28 protein-coding genes are annotated in these 26,637 nt (G+C 58.7%); 11 read left to right on the forward strand and 17 right to left on the reverse strand.

The window, feature by feature from the left end:
* Positions 1-73 precede the first annotated feature (73 nt).
* Positions 74-1,177 (forward strand): cytochrome P450, encoded by a 1,104-nt coding sequence (locus ACM6JQ_RS10610; RefSeq protein ID WP_414893741.1) that lies wholly within the window; start codon positions 74-76, stop codon positions 1,175-1,177.
* A gap of 130 nt (positions 1,178-1,307) precedes the next feature.
* On the opposite strand, the gene ACM6JQ_RS10615 is transcribed toward ACM6JQ_RS10610, so the two are convergent.
* Both ACM6JQ_RS10615 and ACM6JQ_RS10620 read right to left on the reverse strand, forming a co-directional pair.
* Complete coding sequence (locus tag ACM6JQ_RS10615) at positions 1,308-2,627, reverse strand: Nramp family divalent metal transporter (RefSeq protein ID WP_095113623.1); 1,320 nt, start codon at positions 2,625-2,627, stop codon at positions 1,308-1,310.
* 71 nt (positions 2,628-2,698) lie between these two features.
* Complete coding sequence (locus tag ACM6JQ_RS10620) at positions 2,699-3,235, reverse strand: chalcone isomerase family protein (RefSeq protein WP_414893742.1); 537 nt, start codon at positions 3,233-3,235, stop codon at positions 2,699-2,701.
* A gap of 147 nt (positions 3,236-3,382) precedes the next feature.
* Between ACM6JQ_RS10620 and ACM6JQ_RS10625 the strand changes: the two genes are divergently transcribed.
* Together ACM6JQ_RS10625 and ACM6JQ_RS10630 are read left to right on the forward strand one after the other, a co-directional pair.
* Positions 3,383-4,156 carry a hypothetical protein gene (locus ACM6JQ_RS10625; RefSeq protein WP_414893743.1) on the forward strand — a complete coding sequence of 258 codons (774 nt, stop codon included), beginning with the start codon at positions 3,383-3,385 and terminating at the stop codon, positions 4,154-4,156.
* A gap of 84 nt (positions 4,157-4,240) precedes the next feature.
* Positions 4,241-4,798 carry a hypothetical protein gene (locus ACM6JQ_RS10630; RefSeq protein ID WP_034156140.1) on the forward strand — a complete coding sequence of 186 codons (558 nt, stop codon included), beginning with the start codon at positions 4,241-4,243 and terminating at the stop codon, positions 4,796-4,798.
* Here the strand turns inward: ACM6JQ_RS10630 and ACM6JQ_RS10635 are convergent.
* The 4 genes from ACM6JQ_RS10635 to ACM6JQ_RS10650 all read right to left on the reverse strand — a co-directional run bounded on the left by ACM6JQ_RS10635 (position 4,788) and on the right by ACM6JQ_RS10650 (position 8,465).
* Complete coding sequence (locus ACM6JQ_RS10635; protein ID WP_414893744.1) at positions 4,788-5,504, reverse strand: alpha/beta hydrolase; 717 nt, start codon at positions 5,502-5,504, stop codon at positions 4,788-4,790. The genes ACM6JQ_RS10630 and ACM6JQ_RS10635 overlap by 11 nt on opposite strands.
* A gap of 205 nt (positions 5,505-5,709) precedes the next feature.
* Positions 5,710-6,822 carry a succinylglutamate desuccinylase/aspartoacylase family protein gene (locus tag ACM6JQ_RS10640; protein WP_414893745.1) on the reverse strand — a complete coding sequence of 371 codons (1,113 nt, stop codon included), beginning with the start codon at positions 6,820-6,822 and terminating at the stop codon, positions 5,710-5,712.
* A gap of 187 nt (positions 6,823-7,009) precedes the next feature.
* On the reverse strand, positions 7,010-7,789 hold the full coding sequence (locus tag ACM6JQ_RS10645) for an ABC transporter substrate-binding protein (protein WP_150708856.1): 780 nt from the start codon (positions 7,787-7,789) through the stop codon (positions 7,010-7,012).
* 247 nt (positions 7,790-8,036) lie between these two features.
* Entirely contained in the window at positions 8,037-8,465 is a 429-nt protein-coding gene (locus ACM6JQ_RS10650; protein ID WP_095113628.1) for a rhodanese-like domain-containing protein, read from the reverse strand.
* 101 nt (positions 8,466-8,566) lie between these two features.
* On the opposite strand from ACM6JQ_RS10650, the gene ftrA reads away from it, so the two are divergent.
* From ftrA to ACM6JQ_RS10665, 3 genes are all read left to right on the forward strand, one after another.
* The gene (gene ftrA, locus ACM6JQ_RS10655; protein WP_320413139.1) at positions 8,567-9,541 is read left to right on the forward strand and encodes a transcriptional regulator FtrA; all 975 of its coding nucleotides are present in this window, start codon (positions 8,567-8,569) and stop codon (positions 9,539-9,541) included.
* Positions 9,542-9,978: 437 nt separating this feature from the next.
* On the forward strand, positions 9,979-10,359 hold the full coding sequence (locus ACM6JQ_RS10660) for a DUF6124 family protein (RefSeq protein ID WP_150775071.1): 381 nt from the start codon (positions 9,979-9,981) through the stop codon (positions 10,357-10,359).
* Between the two features lie 2 nt (positions 10,360-10,361).
* Positions 10,362-10,631, forward strand: coding sequence for a hypothetical protein (locus ACM6JQ_RS10665; protein ID WP_414893747.1), 270 nt, complete (start codon positions 10,362-10,364; stop codon positions 10,629-10,631).
* Between the two features lie 142 nt (positions 10,632-10,773).
* On the opposite strand, the gene ACM6JQ_RS10670 is transcribed toward ACM6JQ_RS10665, so the two are convergent.
* Entirely contained in the window at positions 10,774-11,184 is a 411-nt protein-coding gene (locus tag ACM6JQ_RS10670) for a hypothetical protein (protein WP_414893748.1), read from the reverse strand.
* Between the two features lie 35 nt (positions 11,185-11,219).
* The gene (locus tag ACM6JQ_RS10675) at positions 11,220-11,558 is read right to left on the reverse strand and encodes an FKBP-type peptidyl-prolyl cis-trans isomerase (protein WP_053121462.1); all 339 of its coding nucleotides are present in this window, start codon (positions 11,556-11,558) and stop codon (positions 11,220-11,222) included.
* Positions 11,559-11,720: 162 nt separating this feature from the next.
* On the opposite strand from ACM6JQ_RS10675, the gene ACM6JQ_RS10680 reads away from it, so the two are divergent.
* Positions 11,721-12,797, forward strand: coding sequence for a diguanylate cyclase domain-containing protein (locus ACM6JQ_RS10680; RefSeq protein ID WP_414893749.1), 1,077 nt, complete (start codon positions 11,721-11,723; stop codon positions 12,795-12,797).
* An 86-nt stretch (positions 12,798-12,883) separates the two neighbouring features.
* Here the strand turns inward: ACM6JQ_RS10680 and ACM6JQ_RS10685 are convergent, their stop codons facing one another.
* Positions 12,884-14,851 (reverse strand): DUF262 domain-containing protein, encoded by a 1,968-nt coding sequence (locus ACM6JQ_RS10685; RefSeq protein WP_414893750.1) that lies wholly within the window; start codon positions 14,849-14,851, stop codon positions 12,884-12,886.
* 258 nt (positions 14,852-15,109) lie between these two features.
* Entirely contained in the window at positions 15,110-15,415 is a 306-nt protein-coding gene (locus tag ACM6JQ_RS10690; RefSeq protein ID WP_077573509.1) for an RcnB family protein, read from the reverse strand.
* A 461-nt stretch (positions 15,416-15,876) separates the two neighbouring features.
* On the opposite strand from ACM6JQ_RS10690, the gene ACM6JQ_RS10695 reads away from it, so the two are divergent.
* Both ACM6JQ_RS10695 and ACM6JQ_RS10700 read left to right on the forward strand, forming a co-directional pair.
* The gene (locus ACM6JQ_RS10695) at positions 15,877-17,169 is read left to right on the forward strand and encodes an MFS transporter (protein ID WP_007915042.1); all 1,293 of its coding nucleotides are present in this window, start codon (positions 15,877-15,879) and stop codon (positions 17,167-17,169) included.
* Positions 17,170-17,181: 12 nt separating this feature from the next.
* Positions 17,182-17,952 (forward strand): substrate-binding domain-containing protein, encoded by a 771-nt coding sequence (locus ACM6JQ_RS10700; RefSeq protein WP_414893751.1) that lies wholly within the window; start codon positions 17,182-17,184, stop codon positions 17,950-17,952.
* Here ACM6JQ_RS10700 and ACM6JQ_RS10705 read toward each other — a convergent pair.
* Positions 17,942-18,856, reverse strand: a complete 915-nt coding sequence (locus ACM6JQ_RS10705) for a LysR family transcriptional regulator (protein ID WP_414893752.1) — start codon at positions 18,854-18,856, stop codon at positions 17,942-17,944. The genes ACM6JQ_RS10700 and ACM6JQ_RS10705 overlap by 11 nt on opposite strands.
* 252 nt (positions 18,857-19,108) lie before the next feature.
* Here ACM6JQ_RS10705 and ACM6JQ_RS10710 point away from each other — a divergent pair, with 252 nt between their 5' ends.
* Positions 19,109-20,917, forward strand: coding sequence for a monovalent cation:proton antiporter-2 (CPA2) family protein (locus tag ACM6JQ_RS10710; RefSeq protein WP_316916696.1), 1,809 nt, complete (start codon positions 19,109-19,111; stop codon positions 20,915-20,917).
* 118 nt (positions 20,918-21,035) lie between these two features.
* Here the strand turns inward: ACM6JQ_RS10710 and hcnC are convergent, their stop codons facing one another.
* The 4 genes from hcnC to ACM6JQ_RS10730 form a co-directional block, all read right to left on the reverse strand.
* Positions 21,036-22,295, reverse strand: coding sequence for a cyanide-forming glycine dehydrogenase subunit HcnC (gene hcnC, locus ACM6JQ_RS10715; RefSeq protein ID WP_414893753.1), 1,260 nt, complete (start codon positions 22,293-22,295; stop codon positions 21,036-21,038).
* Positions 22,288-23,697 carry a cyanide-forming glycine dehydrogenase subunit HcnB gene (hcnB, locus tag ACM6JQ_RS10720; protein WP_123376650.1) on the reverse strand — a complete coding sequence of 470 codons (1,410 nt, stop codon included), beginning with the start codon at positions 23,695-23,697 and terminating at the stop codon, positions 22,288-22,290. The genes hcnC and hcnB overlap by 8 nt, the downstream gene beginning before the upstream one ends.
* On the reverse strand, positions 23,694-24,008 hold the full coding sequence (gene hcnA, locus ACM6JQ_RS10725; protein WP_042704901.1) for a cyanide-forming glycine dehydrogenase subunit HcnA: 315 nt from the start codon (positions 24,006-24,008) through the stop codon (positions 23,694-23,696). The genes hcnB and hcnA overlap by 4 nt, the downstream gene beginning before the upstream one ends.
* Positions 24,009-24,250: 242 nt before the next feature.
* Positions 24,251-24,790, reverse strand: a complete 540-nt coding sequence (locus ACM6JQ_RS10730; protein ID WP_007915001.1) for a hypothetical protein — start codon at positions 24,788-24,790, stop codon at positions 24,251-24,253.
* Between ACM6JQ_RS10730 and ACM6JQ_RS10735 the strand changes: the two genes are divergently transcribed.
* The gene (locus ACM6JQ_RS10735; RefSeq protein ID WP_141231768.1) at positions 24,783-24,992 is read left to right on the forward strand and encodes a hypothetical protein; all 210 of its coding nucleotides are present in this window, start codon (positions 24,783-24,785) and stop codon (positions 24,990-24,992) included. The genes ACM6JQ_RS10730 and ACM6JQ_RS10735 overlap by 8 nt on opposite strands.
* A 24-nt stretch (positions 24,993-25,016) precedes the next feature.
* Here the strand turns inward: ACM6JQ_RS10735 and ACM6JQ_RS10740 are convergent, their stop codons facing one another.
* Both ACM6JQ_RS10740 and ACM6JQ_RS10745 read right to left on the reverse strand, forming a co-directional pair.
* Positions 25,017-25,946, reverse strand: a complete 930-nt coding sequence (locus ACM6JQ_RS10740; RefSeq protein ID WP_007914999.1) for a membrane protein — start codon at positions 25,944-25,946, stop codon at positions 25,017-25,019.
* A gap of 192 nt (positions 25,947-26,138) precedes the next feature.
* Positions 26,139-26,447 carry a hypothetical protein gene (locus ACM6JQ_RS10745; RefSeq protein ID WP_042704902.1) on the reverse strand — a complete coding sequence of 103 codons (309 nt, stop codon included), beginning with the start codon at positions 26,445-26,447 and terminating at the stop codon, positions 26,139-26,141.
* Between the last annotated feature and the right edge of the window lie 190 nt (positions 26,448-26,637).

Genomic DNA, 26,637 nt, shown 5'->3' on the forward strand with positions numbered 1-26,637 from the left:
CTCCCGGACGAATCGTCGTCGTTGCGCAGTGGAGATAGTAGCAACACTTTCCCCGCCGACAAGGATGCAAACCATGAACCCGATCAGCGCCGCAACGCATGTCGATCCTTATCCCTACTACGCCCAACTGCGCGCAGAAGGTGGGCTGACGTTTCATCCGGAGTTGAAACTGTGGGTCGCCAGCAGCGCCCGCGCGGTGTCTGCGGTGTTGGCCCACGCCGATTGTCGGGTGCGTCCGGCGCAAGAACCCGTACCCAAAACGATTGCAAAAGGCATGGCTGGCAAGGTCTTCGGCCAATTGATGCGCATGAATGACGGTGAGCGCCAGCGCTGCCCGCGTTCTGCGATTGAGCCTGAGTTGGCCGCGCTCGACCTTGAGGCCGTCGACAGACTGGTTGCCACGCGGCTGATCACGGCGGACGCCGATGGTGTGTACAAGGCAATGTTTCGTGGCCCGGTGTGCGTGGTCGCGGCGCTGCTGGGATTCACGCCAGCACAGGCCCGGGCGATCAGTGAATTGACGGCGGACTTCGTCGCCTGCCTGTCGCCGTTGAGCAACGACCTGCAATTGGCCGCAGCGGATGCAGCGGCCGAACACCTGCGCGACTACTTCATCGAACTGCTCGCCGAACCCGCCAGCGATTTTCTCGGCGCGATCCAGCAGCGCTTTAGCGGCGATGAAGAAACCCTGATCGCCAACCTGATCGGCCTCTGTTCGCAGACGTTCGAAGCCTGCGCCGGCCTGATCGGCAACACGCTGTTGGCGCTACGTCGTCAGCCAGCACTGCACGGCGAATCCATTGAGGCGCTGCTCAGCGAAGTGCAGCGCTTCGACCCGCCCGTACAGAACACCCGGCGCTTTGTCGCCGCGTCCTGTGAGATTGCCGGTGTGCGGGTCGAAGCAGGCGATGTGATTCTGGTGCTACTGGCCTCGGCCAATCGTGATCCGGCGCTTAACGAACGACCGGAGGAATTTGTGCCACAGCGCGCCAACCGCCGCAGTTTCAGTTTTGGCAGTGGTCGGCATCAATGTCCGGGGCAAGCGGTGGCGATGAGCATTGCCGGGGCGACGGTGAGGGAAATACTCGAAAACGGTACCGATCTGAATCGCCTGAACTGGCACTACAAGCCTTCGCTCAATGGGCGCATTCCGCTGTTCAGCGACGTGGGCGCCTGACAGTCCGCCTTCGCGAGCAAGCACGCTCCCACAAGGTTATCGGATGTGCACACTATTGTGGTCACCCGATAGCAATTGGGGGAGCGAGCCTGCTCGCGAAGAGGCCAGCCCAGTCACTGCAAATGCTGGCTCAAACCGCCCACTGCAAAATCAGCCAGCTATTGGCACCACTGATCACCACAAACAACCCCCAGGCCAGCACCCGGGTCGGCCAGCGATTCACAAACGGCCCCATCAGCTTTTTATCATTGGTCATGCGAATCAATGGATACAGGGCAAACGGCAACTGCAGACTCAACACCACCTGACTCAGCACCAGCAACTTGCCAATCGCGTTATCGCCCATCAGCCACACGCCGATAAACGCTGGAATCAACGCCAGCCCGCGAGTGATCAAGCGTCGCTGCCAGCACGGAATCCGCAGATTCAGGTAACCCTCCATGATCACCTGGCCAGCGATGGTACCGGTGAAGGTCGAACTCTGCCCCGATGCGAGCAAGGCCACGCCGAACAACACACTGGCCAGCGCACCGCCGACCAGCGGATCGAGCAAGTGGTAGGCGTCCTGAATGTCCACCACGTCGGTGTGCCCGGACTGGTGAAACGCCGCTGCCGCGAGAATCAGGATCGCCGCATTGACCAGCAACGCCAAGGCCAGCGAACCGATAGTGTCGATGCGCGCCAGTTTCACCGCGTCCTGCTTGCTCGCCAGATCCTTGCCGATCATCCGCGTCTGCACGATCGAGGTATGCAGATAAAGGTTATGCGGCATCACCGTCGCGCCGAGAATACCGATCGCCAGGTACAACGGCGCCGCCTCGCCAATCGCCGCCAGCGACGGTTTGAAACCCTGGGCGACGTCGGGCCAGTACGGTTTGATCAGCAACAGTTCAACGAAAAAACACACGCCGATGGTCGCGACCAGCACCAACATGATCGCCTCAAGTCGGCGGAAACCGCGATTTTGCAGGGCCAGCACCAGCAAGGTGTCGAACGCCGTCAGGGCAATGCCGAAGGTCAACGAACAACCAAGCAGCAAGTGGAACGCCAATGCGCAGCCGAGCACTTCGGCCAGATCGGTGGCGATGATCGAGATTTCCGCCAACACCCACTGCAGGCGCGCGGTCGGTGTGCTGTAGCGCTCGCGGGACAGCTGCGCCAGATCGCGCCCGGTGGCGATGCCCAGTCGCGAGCACAGGCACTGCACGACCATGCCCGCCAGACTCGCCAGCAACACCACGAACAACAGGCTGTAACCGAAGCGTGAACCGGCCTCGATGGCGGTGGCCCAATTGCCCGGATCCATGTAACCGATCGACACCAGCAACCCGGGGCCGGCGAAACGCAGCACGCGTTTGAAGAACGACGCATTGGGATCAACCGCAACACTGCCAGCCACTTCCGGCGGGCAAAACGGCGCGGTGGCGATTTTGGGCAAGCTGAATTTCACGCACACATCCAGAAACAAGTCGAAAGACGCAGCTTAGAGGTTTCCGCCACAGCCTTGAAGCGCAAAAAAATCTATCGACTCCCCCCCAACAACTGCTCGCGCAGCTCAGGATTGCGTGTGCGCGGATCGAGCCAGATATCGAAAAACGCCCGGGCAAACAGCGGATCATCAATCTCGTGCTGCAATTGCTGGCCGACAAAAAACCGCGCGCCCTGCCCCGGCAAATACACGCCGGTAATCCGCGTGCCAGCCTGCACATCGACGAACGATTGCTGCATCTGTACCTGCCACCCGGCCAATTGCGCCGGGCTGACGCGGGCACCGGCCAGACGTTTGATTTCATCGACGCTGGCCTTGACCAGATCGTCGCGAGAAATGTTACGGCGGTAAATCAACTCCAACGCAAACGGCTGGCCGTCGACCAGGGGCCGCGCGGCACTCCACAGGCGCGCGTTGTAGACATCGAAACCGAACACACTGAAATCGCCGGTACCGATGATCTGCGCGCCGGGCACCGCGTCCTGCCAATTGGCCCAGGTCGGCGTCAGCAACAACGCCCACAAACCGATGCCGCAACATCCGCGCAACACCTTCGGTGTTCTGTTCATCGCGTTATCGACTCCGGCAAGCCTTGATAATCAGAGCATAGTCGGGTATTGCTCCCGACACTTTGTATACAAAAACTGCGCACATAGGCAGCAATCGCCGATCGACAATGCTAACGTGGCGAACCTTCAACGGATGGAGACTCCTGCGTGCTGATCCTTAAACTGCTGCTGATTCCCGGTTTTCTGCTGCTGATTTCCCTGGCGGGCAAACGCTGGGGGCCGAGCGTGGCCGGGTGGCTGTCGGGGTTGCCGGTGGTGGTCGGGCCGATTCTGTTTTTCCTCGCCATCGAGCAGGGTCCGGGGTTTGCCGCGCAGTCGGCGGTGGCGGCGTTATCGGCGATGTTCGCGATGATTGCGTTCTGCATCACCTACGCGCAGGTCGCGCAACGGGCGAACTGGCCGTTGGCGCTGACGGCGTCGCTGACGGTGTGGGCCGTGATTGCTGGGGTGTTGTCGCTGATTCCGGCGTCACTGCCTTTTTCCGTGGCGGCGGCGGCGATTGCGTTGCTGGCATCGCCTTATCTGTTTCCCACGGTGCAACCGGTGCTCAGCGGCACGGCGCCGAAGTCGGACAAACTGATCTGGCGGATGATCGCCGGCGCCGCGTTGACCCTGGTGGTGACGATGCTCGCCAGCACCGTCGGCGAGCGCTGGAGCGGTTTGCTCGCGGTATTTCCGGTGCTCGGCAGTGTCATGGCGGTGTTCTCGCAACAAACGCGCGGCCCGGCATTTACCGCTGCATTGTTACGGGCGACGGCGACCGGCATGTATTCGTTTTCGGCGTTTTGTCTGGTCTCGGCGCTGACCTTGCCAAGCATGGGGCTGAGTGGATTCGCCGTCGGTGTCGCAGTGTCGGTGGCCATGCTCGGCGTGACCAAACGCCTGTTGGCCCGTCCGCTGGCGAAAGCGCAGGCGCAATAACCACTCGGATGATTCGCGCTGGAACGCCCGGCCCCCTCCGTGGGATGATCGCCCGCCTCGCGCGACCATCCACCGGAGATTCACATGTCATTGTTGAGCAAAAAAGCCGTCGTTCTGCTGGTGGCGGCCCTCGCCGGTTTCGGCGCCCTTCACGCGCAAGCGGCCAAGAAAAATGCCGGCACCGAGAAAGTCTCGATGCTCGAGGGCAAGTTCACCTTTGTGCTGCCAAAAGGTTTCGTCGCTGACCCGCTGCCGACCAGCCCGAGCGGGACCACGGGCACGATGTACACCAACGAGGCCACAAAAACCGTGGTCATTACCGCTGAGAACAAGATTCCCGAAGGCCAGCACGTCAAGGACAACGACGGGCAGTTCCTCGACGGCAGCGTGTCGAGTTTCATCGAAGACCAACGCAAGGCCCTGCCGGACTTCAACAAACTCAGCGAGAAGAGCCTGACCCAGAAAGGCACCGGCCTTGGCTTGCGTCAGGTCGACAGCACCGCCACCCAGGGCGGCGGCCAGACCCTCAACACCACGCTGATGGCCGGCTCCGGCACAAAGATGGCGCTGGTGCAGGTGATCTCCCGCGCCAGCGACAAGAAGGGTCACGATGCCCTGGTGAAAACCATCCTCAAGGATTGAGCTGCTGCAACCAGCCGTTCAAGTCGCGCAGCTCGGCCGCACTGATGCTGTGGCCGACGCCGGGATAGGCATGGAACTGCGGTTTATAACCGAGTTTCTGTAACTGAGCGTTGGCCTCGGTGCCGTTCTTATACGGCACCGGATCATCGGCGGTGCCGTGGCCGATAAAGATGTTCAGCGGCAACGGCTGCTGTTCGCTTTTGAGTTCAGCCTTCAGCACTGGCAATAAACGCCCGCTCAACGCCGCGATCCCACCGACCGCCACTGGCGGCCGCAGCCCCACTTCGTAGGTCATCATCGCGCCCTGGCTGAAACCGATCAGGTACACCTTGTCCGGTGTGGTGTGATATTTCTTCGCTGCTTGCGCGATAAAGTCGCGCAGCTTCTGGCCGCTGACCTTCAGATCATCGGTCTCGCCGTTGTAGGCGCCTTCACCCTTCTTGCGAAACCACTGGAAACGTCCTTCACCGAGCGACAGCGGCGCCTGCACCGACAAGTAGTTGTATTGCGCCGGCAGCTGAAATTTCATGCCGATCAGATCGGCTTCGTTACTGCCGTAGCCGTGCAGGAAAATCACCAGCGGACGCGGTTCGGCATCGGCGTGAACCAGTTCGAGGTACTTGAGCGGCAGATCGGATTGCAGCGTGGTTTGCGCCTGCACAGCAGTGGACGCCAGCAGGGTCAACAGAGCAAAGATCTTCAACATAGAGCCTTCCTTCACGGAGTGTCGGGTTCGGGGGGGAGCCTAACATCCTGCGGCGAGGATCCAAATTCGGTGGTGCTGCTGATGCCGCCATCGCTGGCAAGCCAGCTCCCACAGAATTTGTGTGAACACAATGTTTGTGAACACCTTCAATCACTGTGGGAGCTGGCTTGCCAGCGATGAGGCCAGTGAACCCAGCGTAGATCCATCAGTCGTTGGTCAACTTGCCCGTCCGAAACGCCACCCGCCCCGCCACTTTCGCCTGCCAGATCCCCGGCTCGGTGTAGCGCCCGCGATCCAGCGCAAACAGCACGCCACTGGTGCCCGCGCGCACGGTGGTCACGCGATCCTGCAACGGATCGACCACCTCAAACAGCGCATCGCCCTTCTCCACCCATTCGCCAGCATTGCGCAGAAAACTCACCACACCATGGTGCGGCGCGAACAGGTATTCAGTGCCCTCGAACGGTAGGCCTTCACAGCACTCGCTCGGCGCCGCCGGCCACTCGCCGCTGATGAAACCCTGCTCAGCAAGGAAACCGAGAATCGCCTCGCAATTGGCCTGCGCCTGATCGACCCGGGTATCGCCCATGCTGCCCAGTTCCAGCGTGGTCGCCAGGTTCGCCGCCGGAATCGCGGCGTTGGGGAACGCCCGCGCCAGACGCAACCACGGCGTCGAGCAGGATTCATCAAACGAGCTGCCGCCGGAATCTTCACACAACAGCGCCACGCCGGCCTGCAAACGTGCCGCCAGCGATTGCCACTGTGGCCAGTGCTGCGGCAGCGCGTACAAATGAATCGCCGCGTCGAAATCACAATGCAGATCGAGGGTGATGTCGGCATCGCAGGCATGGCGCAGCAACAAACGATGCAACGCTTCCAGTTGCGACGCCGGGGCCGGCAGGTCTTCGAACACTTGACCCATGGCTTGGCGGATCAGTGCAACGTTGGCCTCGGCATCCGCGCCCAGGCGTTCACCGATCAACGCCCCGACCGGCGCGCTGAGTTCGACGAAGGCGCGGTTGAAGTTTTTGCCGCTGCCGAGTTCGAAACGGCCCATGTGCGCACCTTGCACGTGTTGATCGAGGCCGATCGGGTTGGCCACCGGCACCAATTCGATCACGCCCTGCAAACGGCCTTGCTGCTCTAACTCATTGAGGCGTTGCTTGAGTTCCCACGCGGTGCGCATGCCCGGCAGTTCATCGGCGTGCAGGCTGGCCTGGATGTACACCTTGCGGGCGCCCGCGCCATAGCGGAACACGCTGAGCGAGCGTTCGCTGCCCAAGTGGCTCCAGGGCAGAACATGGTCGATGCGTTGCATGGGAAGACTCCGATGTTTCTGTAGGAGCTGCCGAAGGCTGCGATCTTTTGATCTTGTTTTTCACAAGCAAAGTCAAAAGATCGCAGCCTTCGGCAGCTCCTACATGGGAAATGTGTGAAACAGGATAAATCATGGGCGCAAAAAAAGTGGCCACCGCGCAAACGGGGCCACTTTTTTCTACGGCGTATTAATGGCCGTACACATCAAAGTCGAAGTACTTGTCCTGGACTTTCTTGTACTCGCCATTGGCGCGGATTTCGCTGATGGCTTTGTTGAATTGCTCGGCCAGCGCGGTATCGCCCTTGCGCACCGCAATGCCGGCGCCGCCGCCGAAGTACTTGGCGTCTTCATAGGTTGGGCCAACAAATTCGAAGCCTTTGCCGGCGTCGGTTTTCAGGAAACCGTCGCTGAGGTTGACCGAGTCGGCCAGCATCGCGTCGATACGGCCGGAAACCATGTCGAGGTTGGCTTCCTGTTGCGAGCCGTAACGCACCAGGTCGATACCGGCCGGCACCAGTACTTCGGTGGCGTAACGGTCGTGAGTACTGGCACGCAGCACGCCGACTTTCTTGCCTTTGAGCTCGGTCAGCGGGTCTTTGACACCGGAGCCTTCCTTCATCACGAAGCGCGCCGGGGTGTGGTAGTACTTGATGGTGAAATCGACGTTCTTTTTGCGGTCGTCGGTGATGGTCATCGACGACAGGATCGCGTCGATCTTCTTCACTTTCAGCGCCGGGATCAGGCCATCGAATTCCTGCTCGACCCAAGTGCATTTGACTTTCATCTGCGCGCACAGCGCATCGCCGATGTCGACGTCGAAACCGGCGAGTTTGCCGTCAGGGGTTTTCATCGAGAATGGCGGGTAACCGGCTTCGATACCGATGCGGATCGGCTTGGCGTCTTCGGCCACGGCGGTCAGGGACAACATCGACAGTGCCAGGGCACCGAACATCACTAGCTTCTTCATTTATAACTCCTGTGTGCGGAGGCTTTTATTGGCAGCTTTCGATTCAGCGTTCGGTCATGGCCAATTGGCTACAAAAACCGAAGTGGCCGGCAGTCTATGGCGGCGCGCACAGGGTAAATTGTGTTTAAGCGACAAATACTTATGAAAGATCGGCGCACCGATTGACCGGGGTCAACGGGTGCGCCGTCGTGGTGCAAGGGCTGTAGGACAAGCGCTTTTTTTGCTCAGGAATTCTCTTAAAAGAACGTCAGCATTCGCAGCCGATGGCGGTTTTGGCGGCTTGTTCAACGCTCAGTTGAAAACCTTCATCCAGCCATCCGGTCACGCCGCCGATCATCTCCTTGACCGGGTAACCCAGCGCCGCCAGTTTTACCGCCGCCTTGTTCGCGCCGTTGCAGTGCGGGCCGGCGCAATAGACCACGAACAGCGTGGTTTTCGGGTAACTCGCCAACTCCGCCGCCGTCAGCAAACGGTTCGGGATATTGATCGCGCCCGGCACATGCCCGCGCTCATAGGCCAGTGGTCCACGGACATCGACCAGAACAAAATCAATCTCGCCAGCCTCCTGGCTACTGAAGACGTCGGAACAATCAGTTTCGAAGGTCAGACGATTGCTGAAGTGCATCAGGGCGATCGCCGACGGAGCGGCAGGGATGTCGCGAACCAGGCTGGTCATGGGTGTTGCTCCTTTATCTGAACGGGTGTGAACAGACTTTATCGAGCGGCCGCTTGCGGCTACAGTGGCGCACAAGACACTCACCGGGAATTTTCCGCCAAATGCCGACATCACCAGGTCTGGTCGCGATTCTGGCCTACGACGGCCTCTGCACATTCGAGTTCGGCATCGCCGTGGAGGTCTTTGGCCTGACCCGGCCGGAGTTCGATTTCCCGTGGTACACCCACGCCATCGCGGCGGTCGATCAAGGCCCGATGCGCGCCTTGGGCGGCATTCAGGTGCTGGCCGATGGTGGCCTGGAATTGTTGGCCGAGGCGCGCACGATCATCATTCCCGGCTGGCGCGACCGCAACGCGGCAGTGCCTCCAGCATTGATCGACGCGCTGTGCCAGGCCCACGCGCGGGGTGCGCGATTACTGTCGATCTGCTCCGGTGTATTTGTGCTGGCGGCCACCGGCCTGCTTGACGGGCATGGCGCCACAACCCATTGGCGTTACACGGCGGAACTGGCGCAGCGCTTCCCGGCAATTGCGGTCGATCCGGATGTGCTTTATGTCGATTCCGGCCAGTTGATCACCTCGGCCGGCAGCGCTGCCGGAATCGATGCCTGCCTGCATCTGGTGGCGCGGGACTTCGGCACGCAAGTCGCCAACTCGGTGGCGCGGCGTCTGGTGATGTCGCCGCAACGCACCGGCGGTCAGGCGCAGTTCATTCCGACCCCGGTCAGCCCGACACCGCGCAACGATCTGTCGCGGGTGATGCAATGGGCGCGCGAGCGCTTGCATGAACCGCTGGAAGTGCGTGATCTGGCCAGTGAAGCGGCGATGAGTGAGCGCACGTTTCTGCGGCGATTTACCGAGGCCAGTGGGCAATCGCCCAAGGCGTGGTTGCAGCACGAACGGTTGGCGCGGGCGCGGGAGTTGCTGGAGAGCACGCCGCATAACACTGAGCAGATTGCCGAGCGTTGCGGTTATCGGTCGGTGGAGAGTTTTCGTGTGGCGTTTCGTGGTGTGGTGGGTGTGCCGCCGTCGGTGTATCGGGAGCGGTTTGGGCGAGGTGTGAGGGTTGAATCCTGAGGTGATTTTGAAGGCGCCTTCGCGAGCAGGCTCGCTCCCACAGGGGGTACGCATTTCAAAGGTGGGAGCGAGCCTGCTCGCGAAGGCGCGCAGTCAAACGCAGCATCATTTAGACATTAGCCACAAGGCTACAGCGCCTTGCGCCTTTGCCTACAACTACGCCAGAATCCGCCGGCTTGTGCGGCTAGGGGGTCGCCGGTAACTTGGTTCGCGTCACTGAATGTTCAGTGATCGGGTTTAGTCGCTCGGTAATCCACTGAAACTGCACAACGTTCCAGACAGTAGGTATTTCGATACCTCACTCAATGGTAGCTGTGCGCAGGGCGCCTTCGGGTGCGCCGGTTTTGGTGGAGTTCCCGGTCGACTAACCTGCGTATAGCTGCCACCTTTTCGTTTAGTCGCGAGGTGGTGTCAGCATCACTTTGGAAAACTACACCATGTTCAAAATCACGCCAAATCCGCCCGAAACAGACGCGGAAATCGATCCAAATCCAACGTCTCCCTATTCCACGCCTGGCTCCAGAAAACTCCACGAAGCCGCCGAACGCGCCCTCGACCACTACCTGAAACCCACACCGCCTTCACCACCGCGCAGACCCAGCACCATGTTCCTCGTCGACCCGAACACCGGCGCCGAAGACCTCATGGCCCACGCCTGCGAATCCATGGCCTCGGCCAGCGTCATGCTCAGCGACTTCGCCGCCCTGCTCGACTCGCCCTACCGCAACACCGTGCTCGGCATCCAGCAAGTGGTCATGCTCGGCGAACTCGCGGTCAACCGCGCCCTCGACAAAATCGAACCTGCACTGAGGCAATAACCATGACCCACAAAACCGATGCACAAGTCGTCGCGGCACTGGTGGCCATGGGTTTCAACGAGCGGGACGGACGCTGGGCACAGAACACCTGCCTGGTGCTGTTCGAAAGCGAACGCGAATCCATCGTCGCCTCCGCCGTCACCGTCCTTCCCCAACTCGATGAACTGGAAATCGACGCCGTGCTGCCCGCACTGCGCCGCGTGACACGCCGGTTCCCCTCACTGCAAAAAACCGTGGCCGACACACTGGCCGAAATGGCACACGCAGCCTGATTGACCGCGTGATCGTTCTTCGCGAGCAGGCTCGCTCCCACAGGTGTTCACGGTTACTCGCGGCATTCGAGTACACCGCCGTTCCAATGTGGGAGCGAGCCTGCTCGCGAAAGCGTTCTTTCTGCATCGGGCGCGTGAGTCACTAAGCTCGAAAATCCGCGAGGATAAAGGGTGTGTGGTCACGCAAGTAAACGTCGACATCGTCCAGCGAGTGCAACGCTTCACTGGATGACTCCACGCGTTCTTCATCGTCATGACGAATGACCGTGACGAAAAAGGTTTCTTCCTGTCGGACCAACGTCGCAGTGCGTTTGACTGGTCGCCCATCCTCCTGAGCAAAGGACATCGCACGTAACGTTTCATTTTGCAGAGCTTCAGACACGTTTGCTTTTAGGGCCTTGCGTTTGGCGAGCAGTTCTTTCGCGACTACCCAACTGCCAACTGCAGTGGCAGCGGAAACGAAATACATGTAGTTGTAAGTCGATCCTCTGCGCGAGGCATGCCTCTCCACCAGCCAATCGGCAACTTGTGAAACCCACTGCCACACATCCATCGCATTTATTCCCAAGCGTAAAAAACGACCCGGTTTCAATCCTCCCGCGTCAACACTTCCAACAACTCAATCTCAAACACCAGATTCGAATTCGGCGGAATCTTGCCCATCGTCCGCTCGCCATAGCCCAAATGCGCCGGCACCAACAATTTTCGCTTGCCCCCCACCTGCATGCCCATCAGACCCTGATCCCAACCCTTGATCACTCGTCCGGTGCCAATCACGCACTGAAAAGGTTTGCCACGGCTGTAGGAAGAATCGAACTCGCTGCCGTCTTCCAGCCATCCGGTGTATTGGGTGGTGATCAGCGCGCCTTTGACGGCGGCTTTGCCTTCGCCGACCTGAAGATCGATTACCTGCAGTTCATCATTCATAACATTCACTCTATTGTTCAGCCGGCCGCCGTTTTCCCAGAAATGCCGGGCATTGGCAACCTGCCAGCGCAGATCAACATGTATCCGAACCGAGTATTGAAGCATTAACATAGCCAACCGCCACTACTCTACGGATCGATTCGCCATGCTGGCAGCACCCGAATGACTCTGTTCTGGATCAGCCTCGCCGTGGGCGTGATCATGCTGACCGTCATCGCATTGCTGCTGTGGCGCGAACGCGATTTGCGCAGGCAGCTCGCGCAGTATCGGGATCTGCTGAGACGGGCCGCCGATGGCCAACACATTCAGCAGGACGGCGACGTCGAGCGCTTCAAACGCAGCCAGTACTTTGCGCGCATCGGCACTTGGGACTGGGAAGTCGACACGGATCGGCTGTACTGGTCGGATGCGATTTACGGCATGTTCGGCTTCAAGATCGGCGAGATCACCCCGTCCTACGCGTTGTTCTGTTCTTGTGTCCATCCAGACGACCGCACCAAGGTGCGCGAAGGCGAACTACGCTGCCTGGAGACCGGCGAAAATCACGATGAGGAATACCGCGTGGTATGGCCCGACGGCACCATTCGTTGGTTACGGGAAACCGGCAACGTGGTGCGCAACGACCACGACGCGGTGGTGAAAATGATGGGTGTGGTGCGCGACATCACCGAAGAAAAAGCCTCGGCCAGCTACCTGCAACACCTCGCTCACTTCGATCCGCTGACCGGCCTGCCCAATCGCCTGGTGCTGGAACAACGCTTGTCCGAAGCGCTGGATTACGCGCGGCAGTCCGAGACCCGCGTCGCGCTGGTATTCGTCGACCTCAACGGTTTCAAAACCATCAACGACCGCTACGGCCATGCCGCCGGCGACCGCGTGCTGATCACCATGGCCACGCGGCTGAAACGCATCCTGCACGCCACCGATACGGTCGCGCGCATTGGCGGCGATGAGTTTGTGGTGATCCTGCAAGGCCTGTCGCCGAGCCTGAGTTTGCAGGACGAAGCCCGCAGCATCTGCCAGAAAATCTTCATCGAACTGTCGCCCCCGATCAGCATCGGCAACGACCAGCGCCACATCGGCACCAGCCTTGGGGTGGCGGTGTTTCCGGACCATGCGACGGCCATGGATCGCTTGCTGCACATTGCCGATCTGGCGATGTATGAGGCCAAGCGCAGTGGCAATAATCAGTATCGATTGGGGGGTGGGCAGGTGATGAATCAGGTTCGGGTTGAGTAGGCGAATAATCCAAGGCGCTACCGAAGTAGCGCCAACATCACAATCCACCTGACAATGTGCCGTTTTAAATGGCTGCCAATAAAAGCTTAGAGCTTATAGTCAGACATCATTGCCGCGACAAGCACATCGGTCCTTGCGTCAATTTGTTCATGATCCCAATTTGCAGCACTTGAAAGACTAGAAAGCTTTCTGCCTACTTTGAACTTCAAATCGTTCAGCAACAAACCATTTTTATAGCCTATCGAAGCTTTATCACCGGCGAGAGTAACCACACTTTTCTTCTGTTTTTCAACCAACTCTGCGTTGGACAGATTTGAGTTGTAAGCAGACAACGTTAAGTTTCCAATCTGATCGGCGAATTGCTCCTGAATCTCAAGCGCCTTCTCAGTATCGCCACCCGCCAACATTTTAACCCAGCCAGGTTTCAATGTACCTTGAGGAAGAACATGTTCTATGGTCCATACATATCGGCCTTTGTCGTCTCTACGCCACAAATCAATCTGACGTTCTTTTGTTTCGCGCTCCATGACATAATTGCACAACAAATAACGAGCGACGCCTGGATTATAATAATAAATATGAGTACTCAAGGCCTCTTCAAATTCGCCATCATCCGCCGGCGTATCGCTGCCCTTTGCTTTGAGCAGCGTGCTGCGAACCAACTCATAAGAAAAGCTTCCACTTTTCTTGAGAGCCTTCTCACAAACACTCACCAGATCGATAAACAAGCCGTCTAATCGGTTAGTTGCAGGAGTACTGGTAAGGTTTCGACGCACGAAGTATCGCGCGAGAAAATCGATTGACTTATTTACGTCAGCAGATGCACACAACCCTTCTTTCTCTCTGTCCAGCATATACAGTAGAAACTGATGACTTGGCTTGGCATCCAGGCGGGATAAATTCAACAACTTCAAGCGACGCAATGGGGAAATCTCTGCTCGTTCCGGTTGCGTAATAGCACTATAAAAATTGGCGCGGCGAGCCAGTGCATCCAACAAACCACCTGCGTCTTTTTTTATCAAATACTCAAAAATTGAAATCAGCGAAGTCTTCGTTGCCCGTTTAAAATTGGGAACGCTACGCCCTGACTCCACCTGAAACGCATTATAAAAGTGACGCAGATAGCTTTCATGAAGACTTGAATCCGGGCCTAGACTTTCGGTCATGGTAGACCAGATTTCGAAAGCCTCATCAATGGCACCAGTGCTACTTCGTTCCAGCGTGGCCAACATTGCATTCTTGATGATATCCAGAGCGGACAGCGGTACACCTCGATTGTTAATCGCCTCAAAAAGTCTAAATGCATCTGAATGATTGTCGACCTTGATATGAATAAAAATCAGCGCATTCACTCGTTGAGCCAGCAACTTCAGCGCGGTCACTTCATCGGGCAACTCATCAGAAAAATAGCGAATGCATTTAGCTATACGGCGATTCCCCCAATTCCTTGGTGCTTCATGCTCAACGAGCGCTAGCAAGCCGTAATGACTCAGTGCATTAATATAATCAACACGATTTAAATCCTGACTCGACGGCAGTATTCGGCAATAATAATCGGTGCGATTTTTTCGGCCGATATAAAAGTCACCCAGCAACGTATTTTTGCTCGAATGAACCGGCATTTTTTCATCTTTTTGATATCTACGCTCTCGTACTACCTTACGCCGAACATCATCCATCAATGCCTTTAAATCAGCGATATCGTCCTCATCCAGACTCGACTGCTCCTTCAAATCAACTTCAGTCGAAAGCACTTCATTCAGCCTTGACCAAATAGCAATCAACAAACAGGAAATAGTAGTAATTCGCTGCTGCCCATCAATCAGCTCATAAACCCGAGGCTCTCCGGGTGCACCTGAGCTGGCATCAACGCAAATAACCGACCCCATATAGTGGCCTTCTTTGTCATTCGCATCGTCATTTATATCATCTATCAACTGTTGCCAATCGCGGGCAGACCAAGAATAAGGTCGCTGATACTTGGGAACTCGATAGCTTTCCTGGGTACCTTCAATCGTGAGAAGTTTACTTAATGGCTGTTTTGACGGTTCCATTCGACGATTCGCTAAGCTGATAATGTTTTAGTTACCTCGGCAAATTTGCACCGAATCCCTGCACGCTTTTTCACGAAGCAGATTCTAATTAAAACCATCAACCAGTGTCAAAGAGCCACTACCCAAAACCATCAACCATTCAATATTTCATCAAATACCATTGTAAAAACTCGATGAGATTAGAAAAATGGAAATTTTACAGCCGATGCCCTAACCATTCAGTCGATTCAACAAGAGCTGGTTAGGGCGTCACGTTGCTTACCGCTCAACCGGTTTCATCTCGACAATCGTCCCGTTGGTGATCATCACCATGACGTACTGATCATTGATCTGTACCCACTGCGCCTGCTCAACAGGTTTTTTCAGGCCCTTGGTTTTCCAGTCGATGGCTTTTTCACTACGCTGATAAATATCCGGCGCACGGTCGTTGACCTTCAGTTCGCGGTCGCTGACCGGGGATTGAACGGCCTGTTCATTTGAGGTTTGCGCCGCTTGAACAAGTGGGCTGATCCCGGCAATGCCGGCGACGAGGGCCAGGCTGGCGATTAGGGTTTTGCTGTTCATCGGTGAACCTCCTGAATTGGGTAGTACCTCAACTCCGACTGCGTGGGGCGGGAATCATTCCTTTTTTGCCGGGGGTGGGCGCTAGAGGTCATTGGAATGTGGGTGTCCTGGAGACAAAAGCAAAATCAAGAGCCCCTCACCCTAGCCCTCTCCCGGAGGGAGAGGGGACTGACCGAGGTGTTTGGCAGAAGTGCGCCGACGTGCGATACCGAGTCGAATGCAAGTTTCAAAACCAACCGAAATCGGCTCCCTCGGGAGAGGGCTGGGGTGGCGAAACCATAAACAGCCGTTACAGCAGCAATGGATTTGTACCCAAAAGAACCCATTGATCCACTTTGCACATCAATCCATGCCAACAATGCAATTAACATCCAGTTACACCTGCGCCACCATCCGCCTCAATAAAAACCGTGCGCCGCCCTCCCGTCGCGCACGTCATAAAAGCGGTGGAGTACTTTTCTATGACAGCCTCAATCCCACACAACGGCTCGCGGGCCGGCGCCATTTTCCGGGTGACCTCGGGCAACTTCCTCGAACAGTTCGACTTCTTCCTGTTCGGCTTCTACGCCACGCAGATCGCGGCGGTGTTCTTTCCGGCGAGCAGTGAGTTCGCTTCCCTGATGATGACCTTTGCCGTATTCGGCGCGGGCTTTTTGATGCGTCCGCTGGGCGCCATCGTGCTCGGTGCGTACATCGATGATGTCGGTCGGCGCAAAGGTTTGATCGTCACGCTGTCGATCATGGCCAGCGGCACGATATTGATTGTGCTGGTGCCCGGTTACGAAAGCATCGGCCTGTTTGCCCCCGCACTGGTGTTGATCGGGCGCTTGCTGCAAGGCTTCTCGGCCGGGGCGGAACTGGGCGGTGTGTCGGTGTATCTCGCCGAGATCGCCACGCCGGGTCGCAAAGGTTTCTTCACCGCTTGGCAGTCGGCCAGTCAGCAAGTGGCGATCATTGTCGCCGCTGCTTTGGGCTACGCCCTGAACGCGTGGATGGCGCCGGATGTGGTGGCCGATTGGGGCTGGCGGATTCCGTTTTTCGTCGGTTGCATGATCGTGCCGTTCATCTTTTTTCTGCGCCGTAACCTGGCGGAAACCGAAGAGTTCGCCGCACGCAAACACCGCCCGAGCATGGGCGAAGTGTTCCGCACTCTCGGCCAGAATTGGGGCGTGGTACTCGGCGGCATGTTGATGGTCGCGCTGACCACCACCGCGTTTTACCTGATCACCGTGTACGCGCCGACCTTCGGCAAAACCGTCCTGCACCTGAGCACCTCCGACGCGTTGCTGGTGACCTTGCTGGTCGGCGTGTCGAACTTCTTCTGGTTGCCGATTGGTGGCATGTTGTCCGACCGTATCGGCCGTCGTCCGGTGTTGATCGCCATGTCGCTGCTGGCCCTGGCCACCACCTATCCGGCGCTGTCGTATCTGGTGCAGGCGCCGAGCTTCAGCCACATGTTGCTGTCGCTGTTGTGGCTGTCGTTTATCTACGGCTTGTACAACGGCGCAATGATTCCGGCGCTCACCGAGATCATGCCGGTTGAAGTGCGGGTTGCCGGTTTCTCCCTCGCCTACAGCCTGGCCACAGCGATTTTCGGTGGCTTCACCCCGGCGATGTCGACCTTCCTGATTCAGTACACCGGCGACAAAGCCGCGCCGGGTTACTGGATGAGCATCGGTGCGCTGTGTGCCTTGTGCGCCACTCTTTATCTGTACCGCCGTGCCGGTGGTCGTCTGCAACCTGTCGCGGCCTGAGGAAAACTCGCCATGAAAAAACTGTTTACTGTCACCGCCCTGCTCGCCGGTCTCGCGTTCAACCTCGCGGCCCAGGCCGAAGAATTGAGCGTGATGACCTCCGGGGGCTTCACTGCCGCCTACAAGATTCTCGGGCCGAAATTCGCTGCCGCCAGCGGCAACACATTGACCACCAGCCTCGGTCCGTCGATGGGCAAAGCACCCGAGGCGATCCCCAATCGCCTCGCCCGCGGTGAACACGCCGACGTGGTGATCATGGTCGGCTACGCCCTCGACGACTTGATCAAACAAGGCAAGGTCGACCCGGCCTCGCGCGTAGAGCTGGCGGATTCGCGGATCGGCCTGGTCGTGCGTGAAGGCGCGCCAAAACCGGACATCAGCAGCGTCGACAGCCTGAAGAAAACCCTGCTCGACGCACAGTCGGTGGCCTACTCCGACAGCGCCAGCGGCGTGTACATCGAGCAGCAGTTGTTCAAGAAACTGGGCATCGAAGAGCAGCTGAAGCCGAAGGCAAAAATGATCCCGAAAATCCCGGTCGGCTCGGTGGTTGCCACCGGCGACTATCATTTGGGCTTCCAGCAGGTCAGCGAATTACTGCCAGTGCCGGGCGTGAGTTTCGTCGCGAAGATCCCGGAATCGGTGCAGTCGGTGACGCGCTTTGCCGCCGGGATTCCGGTCGGCGCGCAGCATCCTGAAGAAGCCAAAGCCCTGCTCGCCTACCTCGCCGCGCCGGCCGCACAAGCTGATGTGCAGGCCACCGGGCTGGACTCGGTCAAGCGCTGACAATCGGCGGCTGGACCTTCATTTCCACCACCAGCCGCTCCAGTTCCAATGCCGCCGGGGTCAACGTACGACCCCGGCGCTTGATGATGCCGACACTGCGCATCACTTGCGGATCGGTCAGCGGCACTCGCGTCAGGATCGGATGATCCGGCCCGGGCATCGCCATCAGCGGCACCGCCGCCACGCCCAACCCCGCTTCCACCAGACCGATCATCGTCGTGACATGGCGGGTTTCGCAGATGCTCGAGCGCTGCGGCACCACCGTGCTCAACGCCTGATCGAGCAGAAAGCGGTTGCCGGAGGTCTTGTCGAGCGAGATGTAATCCTGCTGATAGAACTCGTCCCAGCTCACGCTGCTGCGCCCGGCCAACGGGTGATCGCGGCGACAGGCGACGACGTAGCACTCCTGCACAAGCGGTTCGAACTCGACTTTGGCATCCTGCGTACCGAGAAAACTCAAGCCGAAATCCGCCTCGCCATTGACCACCGCACTCAAGACATCGTGCGCACTGGAGTCGAGCACTTTGACTTTGATCCGTGGAAATTGCTGGTGATAGCGCGCGATCACGCGGGGCATGAAGTAGTACGCCGCCGAGGGCACGCAGGCGACGGTGACGTGGCCTAAACGGGTCGAAGCGACTTCGCTGATGCCCAGCAACGCGACATCGAGATCATCGAGCAAACGCTCGACACTGGGCATGAAACCGCGCCCGGCCTGGGTCAGGCTGACCTTGCGTGTGGTGCGCTCGAAGAGTTTAACGCCGAGGGCGTCTTCGAGCTTTTCTATGCGCCGGCTCAATGCGGGTTGCGACAGGCGCACGGTGTCAGCGGCCTTGCGAAAACTGCCCTGCTCGACCACGGCGCGGAAGGCTTGCAGGTCGTTGAGGTCGAAGTTGATGGCCATGGAGGGACTCGGGGGATTGATTCGCTTGGGTTATAAATGTAACCAATTGATGCATATTATTACAGACTCGACATCAGATCACCTGTGGGAGCGAGCTTGCTCGCGAATGCGATCTGTCAGTGACAACCCTGTTAACTGACACTCCGCTTTCGCGAGCAAGCTCGCTCCCACATTGGATCTCCAGTGGCCTATAGGTCTTGGTAACCCTTATCCTTGTCACCCCCGCCGTACCGTTGTCAGGAGTAACCCCCCATGCCCCATGAAGGCAATCTGTTGCAAGCCGCCGTCGTCTTTCTGTTCGCGGCCGTGCTCACCGTGCCTTTGGCCAAACGTCTGCAATTGGGTGCCGTGCTCGGTTATCTGTTTGCCGGGGTGATCATCGGCCCGTCGGTGCTCGGCCTGATCGGCAATCCGCAAAGCGTCGCGCATATTTCCGAACTCGGTGTGGTGTTGCTGTTGTTCATAATTGGCCTTGAGTTGTCGCCGCGACGCTTGTGGGTGATGCGCAAATCAGTGTTCGGCGTCGGCCTGGCGCAAGTGCTGCTGACCGCTTCGGTGATCGGCGTGCTGGCGTTGTCGGTGTTTGGCCAACCGCTGAACAGTGCGATTGTGCTTGGCCTCGGTCTGGCGCTCTCATCCACGGCATTCGGTCTGCAAAGTCTGGCCGAACGCAAGGAACTGACCAGCCCCCACGGGCGGCTGGCATTTGCGATTCTGCTGTTCCAGGACATCGCCGCGATCCCGTTGATTGCGCTGGTGCCGATGCTGGCCGGTGGTGCGCACGACACCAGCAACGCCGAGAGTCTGAATCACGCACTGCAAGTGCTCGGCGGTATCGCGGTGGTCGTGGTCGGTGGGCGTTATCTGCTGCGTCCGGTGTTCCGCGTGGTGGCGAAAACCGGTCTGCCGGAAGTGTCGACGGCTACGGCGTTGCTGGTGGTGATCGGTACGGCGTGGTTGATGGATCTGGTCGGCGTGTCGATGGCGCTGGGGGCGTTTCTCGCCGGTTTGCTGTTGGCGGATTCGGAATATCGCCATGAACTGGAAGCGCAAATCGAGCCGTTCAAAGGGTTGCTGCTCGGGCTGTTTTTCATCAGTGTCGGCATGGGCGCCAACTTGAGTTTGCTGCTCAGCGCGCCGATCACCGTGTTGGGGCTGACGCTGCTGTTGATCGGTTTGAAGTTACCGCTGCTGTTCGTCGTCGGGCGTCTGGCCGGTGGCTTGAACAAGGTCAGTGCGATTCGCCTTGGCATCGTGCTGGCAGCCGGTGGTGAGTTCGCTTTTGTGGTGTTCAAGATTGGTCGTGATCAGGGTCTGTTCGAACCACGCCTGTATGACTTGCTGGTGCTGACCATCACCCTGTCGATGGCGGTAACACCGTTGTTGCTGTTGATCTGCGCGCGGCTGGTCAGCCCGAAAGTGCAGCCGGTGGAAGTGCCGGAAAAATACCGTGAAATCGACACTGACACCCCGCGTGTAGTGATCGCCGGCATGGGCCGGATGGGTCAGATCGTGGCGCGGATTCTGCGTGCGCAGAACATCAAGTTCGTCGCGCTGGACACCTCGGTGGAAACCATTGAACTGTCGCGCAGCTTTGGCGGTGTGCCGGTGTTCTACGGCGACCCGATGCGCCCGGAAATCCTCAATGCGGCCAAGGTCGGCGAGGCGGAATATTTCGTGATTGCCACGGACGACCCGGACACCAACATCAAGACCGCCGAGGTGGTGCGCAAGCTGTATCCGCACATGAAGATCATCGCTCGGGCACGTAACCGTCAGCATGTGCACCGCTTGGTCGATGTCGGCGCGGAAGCGATTCGTGAAACCTATTACTCGAGTCTGGAAATGAGTCGACGCACCTTGGTCGGCCTCGGTTTGACCCAGGCCCAGGCCGATGCACGGATCAAGCGCTTCAAGCACCACGACGAACAGGTGCTGGAGGCACAGCACGCGATCTACGACGACGCGGCCAAAGTCCTGCAAACCGCCCAGGAAGCCCGGGCGGAACTGGCGCGGTTGTTCGAATCCGACCAACTCGAAGAAGAATCCCGCAAATCCTGAGCCTTGCCAGAAACCAAATGTAGGAGTGAGCCTGCTCGCGATGGCGGTGTGTCAGTCGACTTATTCATTACTGACAGACTGCTATCGCGAGCAGGCTCACTCCTACAAGGGATCTGTGTCAGGCCGGCTCTAGCGTGCGCTCCTGTTTGATCGGTGCCACCTCAAACCGATCCGCCAAAAACGGCGTGATGTCCAGCGGCAGCGGCTCATCGTTGACCAGTTTGTCCAGCAACACGCCAGTAATCGCCGAGGTCAGAATCCCGGTACGGAAGTGGCCGCAGGCATTCAAATACCCTTCCACCCCGCGCATCGGCCCGAGTATCGGCAACTCATCCGGCGAGCCCGGACGCAAGCCCGCCCACGTGCGCTTGAGGTTGACGTCTTTCAGCTCCGGCAGACACCGCACCGCGCCCTGCACCAGCCCGGCGATTTCCGGGTAGGTGGTGGTGACGTCGAAGCCTTTGTCTTCAGTGGTGCTGCCGATCAGGATCTCGCCGTTGTCCTTTTGCGCCACGTAGCAGTCGCTGGTGGTCAGGCAGCCGTTGAGGATTTTCGGCATGCGCTCGGTGAGCAGAATCTGGCCTTTCACCGGTTTCACCGGGATGCGAATCCCCGTCGCCCATTCGCTCAGATCCGCCGCCCAGGCACCGCCGGCGTTGATCAGCGTCTTGCAGTGGAATACGCCCTCCTCAGCCGTCTGCACACCGGTGACGCGGCTACCGTGGTGCAACACGCCGGTGACGTTGGTGTTGACGAAAATGTCGACGCCGTTCTGCCGCGCGCCTTCCATGTAGGCATCGGCGAGGCGGAACGGGCTGACCTGGTGATCGCAGAGAAATTCCAGTGCCCCGCGTGCTTCATGGCTGACGCTCGGTTCAGCCTCGCGCAGCGCCGCCTGATCAAGCCAGCGCACCTGGTCGGCCAGGTGCGGAATGCAGCCGACGATGTGCTCGGCGTAGAGCCGGTCTTCGTCGTCGTAGATGACGAATTTCAGCCCGGTCTTTTCGAACTTGAAATCCATCCCGTGATTGTCTTTCAGCTCACGGTGCAGCGCCGGGTACAACGCGTTGGACTGCAAGGCAAAATCGAAAAACGACTCCGGCAGAATGTGCGGCGTGCTCGCGTCCACGGCGACCGCCGCGCCCTGGGTTTCGCGTTTGCGGTTGGCCGACATCATGCGGAAGAAAATCACCCCGCAACCGAGGCCGACCGACTCACCGATCGCCCACAAACCGCCGGCCGAGGCACGGGTCGCGTTGCCCGGGCGCTTGGCGTCGATCAGTGCGACCTTGAGGTTTTTGCGCTTGGACAGTTGATAGGCGCAGGACGCCCCGATCACGCCACCACCGGCGATGACCACGTCGTAGAACTTACTCATGGGCAGCGGCCTCCGTGCCGATGGACTGGAACGCGGAAAAGGGAATCGGATCGATCGGGAAACGCGGGCGCAGCCAACCAACGTCCTTGCGTCCGGTGGCCTGGCGCAGGCGGTCGCTGCAGTAGCCGACGCACATCCGGCCCTGACAATCGCCCATGCTCACGCGGGTGCGCATTTTCAGGCTGGCGATGTCTTGCACGCCCTGCTCCAGCGCCAGGTCGATGTCGGCGCGGGTGGCGTGTTCGCAACGGCAGATCACCGTGTCAGCGGCGGGCAATGCGATCTGGCCAACGCCGCGTTCGGTGTAGCGATCCACAGCGGCGCGAAATCGCACGATGGCTTTGAGTTTGCTCAAGTAGCGGTCGCGACGCACACGCGCCAATTCCTCTTCGAGCACTCCGCGTTGCAGCAGAATCGAGGTCGCCGCGATCTTGCCAGCGAGCATCGCCGCTTCACCACCGCGAATCCCGCCCATGTCGCCGGCCAGATGCACGTGGGGTTCGTTGCTTTGCTGCCAGACGTTGGCGTTGGCGCGCAGATAGCCATCGTCACTGAAGCCGTGATCCAGGCCCATCTGCTGACTCAGTTGGGTGCGCGGAATAAAGCCGTAACCGACCGCGAGGGTCTTGGCCTCGAAACGCTCGACGCGGCTCATGTCCGGCTCCCAAGTCGCCGAGTACGGCGCGACGCTGACGCTTTTCAGTTCGTCTTCGCCGTGGGCTTCGACCACGCCCCAGCCGTAGTTCATCGGGATACCGTGCAGTTTCAGGTAGGCGAGCATGCTCAAGCCATCGAGGAACAGTTGTGGCTTGTTCAGCAGCGCCAGACTTTCACGGGCAATCTTGCCGAACGCGCAGGCTTCATACACGCCCGCGACGCTGACGCCCGAAGCGTGCAACTGCGTCGCCACCAGCGGCAGCAACGGCCCGGTGCCGGCGATGATCACCGGCCCTTGCGGCTTGACCACGCCGCTTTTGATTTGCAGTTGCAGGCCGCCAAGCATGATCACCCCCGGCAATGTCCAGCCGGGAAACGGCACGCTGCGTTCGTGGCAACCGGCGGCCAAGAGCAATTGTGGATACTCGATTTCGTGCAGTTGCTCGTCGCCATCCAGCACCACTAGCGCGCGGGTCCCTTCGGCGCCGACCACGCGATGGTTGAGGCGCACGTCGATCAGCCCGGCCTGCTCCTGAAAATCACCGTGCAGTTTGCCCAATGCTTCGGAATAACGCGGGCCGAGATAATCCAGTTGCACGCCATCACGCAGCGGCCCGCGATAAACCACGCCGCCAAGCCGCGATGCTTCTTCAAGCAAGGTGCAGCGCACACCGTGGCGCGCCAGTTCGATGGCCGCTGCCATCCCCGCCGGGCCACCGCCGACGATTACCGGTTGCAGGTTCATACGACCTCCTGCGCAGTGATGCGGTTGACCTGGGTTTCAATCTGCATGCCGTCGCGCACGACGGTCTGACAGGCACGGCGTTTGTGCCGGCCATTGATTTTCACCAGGCAGCACTGGCACACGCCCATGCCGCAGTAGGCGCCGGTGATCTGGTCGTGATCATTACGGGCAATCTGGCGAACGCCGAGGGACTGGATAACGCTGAGGACGGTTTCACCAATGGCGGCGGTGACCGCTTGGCCGTTGATATGGACGGTCATATCCGCCTGCGCCAACGGCTGGATATCGAAAGTTCTTTCTTGGCAGTGCATTGCGATGTTCATCCGTGAAAGTTCGGTTGAGGTGGTGTCAGCTCCTTGCTGCACTACACCGGGTCGACGCGTTTATTGTTGCTGTGATTGGGGCGTCGACACGGGTACTCCGTCAGCGCAACAAGGTGCGCGTGAAGCACTGTAGTTCATACCTCAGCAAAGGCCTGGATCATTTACGTTAGGCGATCTCGCCCGGCGAAATATTGATCCAGGCCAGTGAAAGCGGCTGGATTGTCCAACGATCAATTGGAGAAGACGTACTGCCCTTTGATCTTCCTTGTACCGACCAAAGCGAGGTCCGGAAACAGCAGCGATTTGACCCAGGCGGCGTAGAACACCATGGCCAGAATGAACGCCACGCCGAGCAGAGTCGACACGGGTTCTTCACTGAAGCCGTAGAATTCACGAGGAATCTGGCTGATCGTGAAGGTGACATAGATTGTGTAAATCACCGCGATGCCCTTGTAAAAGCCCCACGCAAACAAGAGCGGAATCACGCCAATAATCAAGACCATGGTCAATGCCATAGCGATGCCACCGTCATTGATTTGAAGCAGCCCGGCTATCGCCCCGAGAAGTCCCCAGATACCCATCAGTGCGACCAGAATGTTGACTTTAACGGCGTGTCGTTTTCTCAGGGCGGGATCCGGATGCGCCCCGATCCAGCCCGCCAGCACTCGATCCTTGACCTTGCCACCCGAAAACGCCTTGAAGGTTTCGGCCCTGGAATGCCCGCTATCGAGCATTTCGACGACTTTTCGTTTGATTGCTTGCTTGTTCAACGTATTCATCCTTAAACGTGCGCGCAACGGCCGCCCCGTTGCCGACGCGGATTTTCCCCTTGTTGCCCGTCAGAAAGCAAAAAGCCGCTTCCACCCGAAGGTGGAAACGGCCGAGGCATGGGCCTCAATGGAGCAATCAGTGCACGAACAGGGCGATCAGGATGATGATCGGGATCGGTACGCCGAGGAAAAACAGCAGTAATGAGCGCATGGTCATGCTCCTTGTTTAACGGACTGGAGTGGTCGTGGTGTAGGTGTCGACTTCTACGTACTCGACGGCATCCCGACGACGACCGCCGTAGGTGGCCGCGAGGCTGGCGAAGAACGCACCGGCCAACAGCGAGATGAACATCCACAGCGAGGTCCAGGCAGCGACTTTCGCAGCGGTGTCGGCGGCTTGTTGAGCTTTCAGTTTGGCGTCGGCCAGGGCTTTCTGAGTGCGGGCGTAGATTTCATCGACGCGGCGCTCAGCATCGGCCTGAGTCAGGTTGGTCCGCTGGGCGACCAGTTGCGCCAGGTAGGTACGGTCTTCGGCACTCAGCTGACCGTTGGCCAGGCTTTGTGCAAAGATCCGCGCCACGGCGCCATGCGCTGCGTCATCGCTGACCGAGGCTGGACGGTCATCGCGGAACAGGCTGTCGATGTAGTAACCGTACTGGTTGCTGTCGGTGTTGGCCGCCGCAGAACCGGCCGCTTGGGTCATGGCGCTGGCAGCACCGCCAGCGACACTGGCACCGGCCTGCACACCACCACTGATCACGCTGCTGACCGAGCCGACCACCAGCACCGCAGTGACCAACGTCGCCACACACCAGGCAAGGAAGCCGTGCGCGGTGTCACGGAAATACACTTCGTCACCGTGCATGTTCGCCCACTTCACCCGCAGGCGACCGGCGATGTAGCCACCCATGCCGGAAGCGATGATTTGCGTCGCCGCCAGCCAGACGATTGTCGAAATGCCCAGGCCCTTGGCGCTGACGCCCTCTCCGGCCCACGGTGAAACGGCAGAGAAACCCAAACCAAACCCGAGCAGGACTAAAATCATCGACAGTGCAGCGGCAGCCGCAGCACCGGCGAAAATCGCGCCCCAGGACACGCCCGAAACGCTGCTCGACTCTTCAACGGCGGGATAAAACCCATCAGGGGATCTATTCATTGTTGTTCTGCTCCAGGCATGAAAAATGGTGTTACAACTCGTCAGCAGATGAATTGCAGTGACCGTGCCAGTCGCGAGAAATAAATAAATCTTTTATTTTCAATCAGTTAGAAAGAATGAACTTCCTCGGACCATGCAAATTGCAACAAGGGCCGAATAACAGCGGGTTTTATGCATTGGCACAAATGCCAGTTATTTACGTTTGTAGCTTTTGTTGCCGCTAGGCGTCAGGCAATACACCCCGCCACGTGGGCCAGTGCAAAACGATCCCGTGCCGCAGGCGCAACCATCATCACTTTGCAGGAGGTTTTGTGGACGGGCCTGCTGGGGCTCGCCAAACATCGCCGCGCAGCTTTTCTTCGAGCCGCTGATGGAACCGTCATTGCACAGGAACAGGTCGCCATCGCAGCGAGCGATCCCGCCTTTTTTGCCGGAACACGGCGTATTGGCCGCCCATGCCGAAGCGCTGAACAGCACCAGCAACAGACCGGTAATTGGCATCCAGCCACGGCGAATGGAAATACGCACGGGACAACTCCTGTAGAGAATTATGGCCAGATGATATCAACGTTCCGGCAAATTAATCCCCAAAGCGCGCAAATGACAGCTACAACATGAAAGTTAATTTAAAGCGTCGCCGGAATTTCTTGGCAAAATGCTGCCATTCCGTTTGAACCGATCAGCAGGCCTG

This window comes from Pseudomonas sp. IT-232MI5, assembly GCF_949767845.1.
Taxonomy (GTDB): Bacteria; Pseudomonadota; Gammaproteobacteria; order Pseudomonadales; family Pseudomonadaceae; genus Aquipseudomonas.

Excerpts from the sequence above, each read along its gene's own strand:
- ACM6JQ_RS10610 (WP_414893741.1), top strand. The coding sequence starts at position 74 with ATGAACCCGATCAGCGCCGCAACGCATGTCGATCCTTATCCCTACTAC.
- ACM6JQ_RS10620 (WP_414893742.1), bottom strand. The coding sequence starts at position 3,235 with ATGAACAGAACACCGAAGGTGTTGCGCGGATGTTGCGGCATCGGTTTG.
- ACM6JQ_RS10630 (WP_034156140.1), top strand. The coding sequence starts at position 4,241 with ATGTCATTGTTGAGCAAAAAAGCCGTCGTTCTGCTGGTGGCGGCCCTC.
- ACM6JQ_RS10635 (WP_414893744.1), bottom strand. The coding sequence starts at position 5,504 with ATGTTGAAGATCTTTGCTCTGTTGACCCTGCTGGCGTCCACTGCTGTG.
- ACM6JQ_RS10640 (WP_414893745.1), bottom strand. The coding sequence starts at position 6,822 with ATGCAACGCATCGACCATGTTCTGCCCTGGAGCCACTTGGGCAGCGAA.
- ACM6JQ_RS10645 (WP_150708856.1), bottom strand. The coding sequence starts at position 7,789 with ATGAAGAAGCTAGTGATGTTCGGTGCCCTGGCACTGTCGATGTTGTCC.
- ACM6JQ_RS10650 (WP_095113628.1), bottom strand. The coding sequence starts at position 8,465 with ATGACCAGCCTGGTTCGCGACATCCCTGCCGCTCCGTCGGCGATCGCC.
- ftrA (WP_320413139.1), top strand. The coding sequence starts at position 8,567 with ATGCCGACATCACCAGGTCTGGTCGCGATTCTGGCCTACGACGGCCTC.
- ACM6JQ_RS10660 (WP_150775071.1), top strand. The coding sequence starts at position 9,979 with ATGTTCAAAATCACGCCAAATCCGCCCGAAACAGACGCGGAAATCGAT.
- ACM6JQ_RS10665 (WP_414893747.1), top strand. The coding sequence starts at position 10,362 with ATGACCCACAAAACCGATGCACAAGTCGTCGCGGCACTGGTGGCCATG.
- ACM6JQ_RS10670 (WP_414893748.1), bottom strand. The coding sequence starts at position 11,184 with ATGGATGTGTGGCAGTGGGTTTCACAAGTTGCCGATTGGCTGGTGGAG.
- ACM6JQ_RS10675 (WP_053121462.1), bottom strand. The coding sequence starts at position 11,558 with ATGAATGATGAACTGCAGGTAATCGATCTTCAGGTCGGCGAAGGCAAA.
- ACM6JQ_RS10680 (WP_414893749.1), top strand. The coding sequence starts at position 11,721 with ATGACTCTGTTCTGGATCAGCCTCGCCGTGGGCGTGATCATGCTGACC.
- ACM6JQ_RS10685 (WP_414893750.1), bottom strand. The coding sequence starts at position 14,851 with ATGGAACCGTCAAAACAGCCATTAAGTAAACTTCTCACGATTGAAGGT.
- ACM6JQ_RS10690 (WP_077573509.1), bottom strand. The coding sequence starts at position 15,415 with ATGAACAGCAAAACCCTAATCGCCAGCCTGGCCCTCGTCGCCGGCATT.
- ACM6JQ_RS10695 (WP_007915042.1), top strand. The coding sequence starts at position 15,877 with ATGACAGCCTCAATCCCACACAACGGCTCGCGGGCCGGCGCCATTTTC.
- ACM6JQ_RS10700 (WP_414893751.1), top strand. The coding sequence starts at position 17,182 with ATGAAAAAACTGTTTACTGTCACCGCCCTGCTCGCCGGTCTCGCGTTC.
- ACM6JQ_RS10705 (WP_414893752.1), bottom strand. The coding sequence starts at position 18,856 with ATGGCCATCAACTTCGACCTCAACGACCTGCAAGCCTTCCGCGCCGTG.
- ACM6JQ_RS10710 (WP_316916696.1), top strand. The coding sequence starts at position 19,109 with ATGCCCCATGAAGGCAATCTGTTGCAAGCCGCCGTCGTCTTTCTGTTC.
- hcnC (WP_414893753.1), bottom strand. The coding sequence starts at position 22,295 with ATGAGTAAGTTCTACGACGTGGTCATCGCCGGTGGTGGCGTGATCGGG.
- hcnB (WP_123376650.1), bottom strand. The coding sequence starts at position 23,697 with ATGAACCTGCAACCGGTAATCGTCGGCGGTGGCCCGGCGGGGATGGCA.
- hcnA (WP_042704901.1), bottom strand. The coding sequence starts at position 24,008 with ATGCACTGCCAAGAAAGAACTTTCGATATCCAGCCGTTGGCGCAGGCG.
- ACM6JQ_RS10740 (WP_007914999.1), bottom strand. The coding sequence starts at position 25,946 with ATGAATAGATCCCCTGATGGGTTTTATCCCGCCGTTGAAGAGTCGAGC.
- ACM6JQ_RS10745 (WP_042704902.1), bottom strand. The coding sequence starts at position 26,447 with ATGCCAATTACCGGTCTGTTGCTGGTGCTGTTCAGCGCTTCGGCATGG.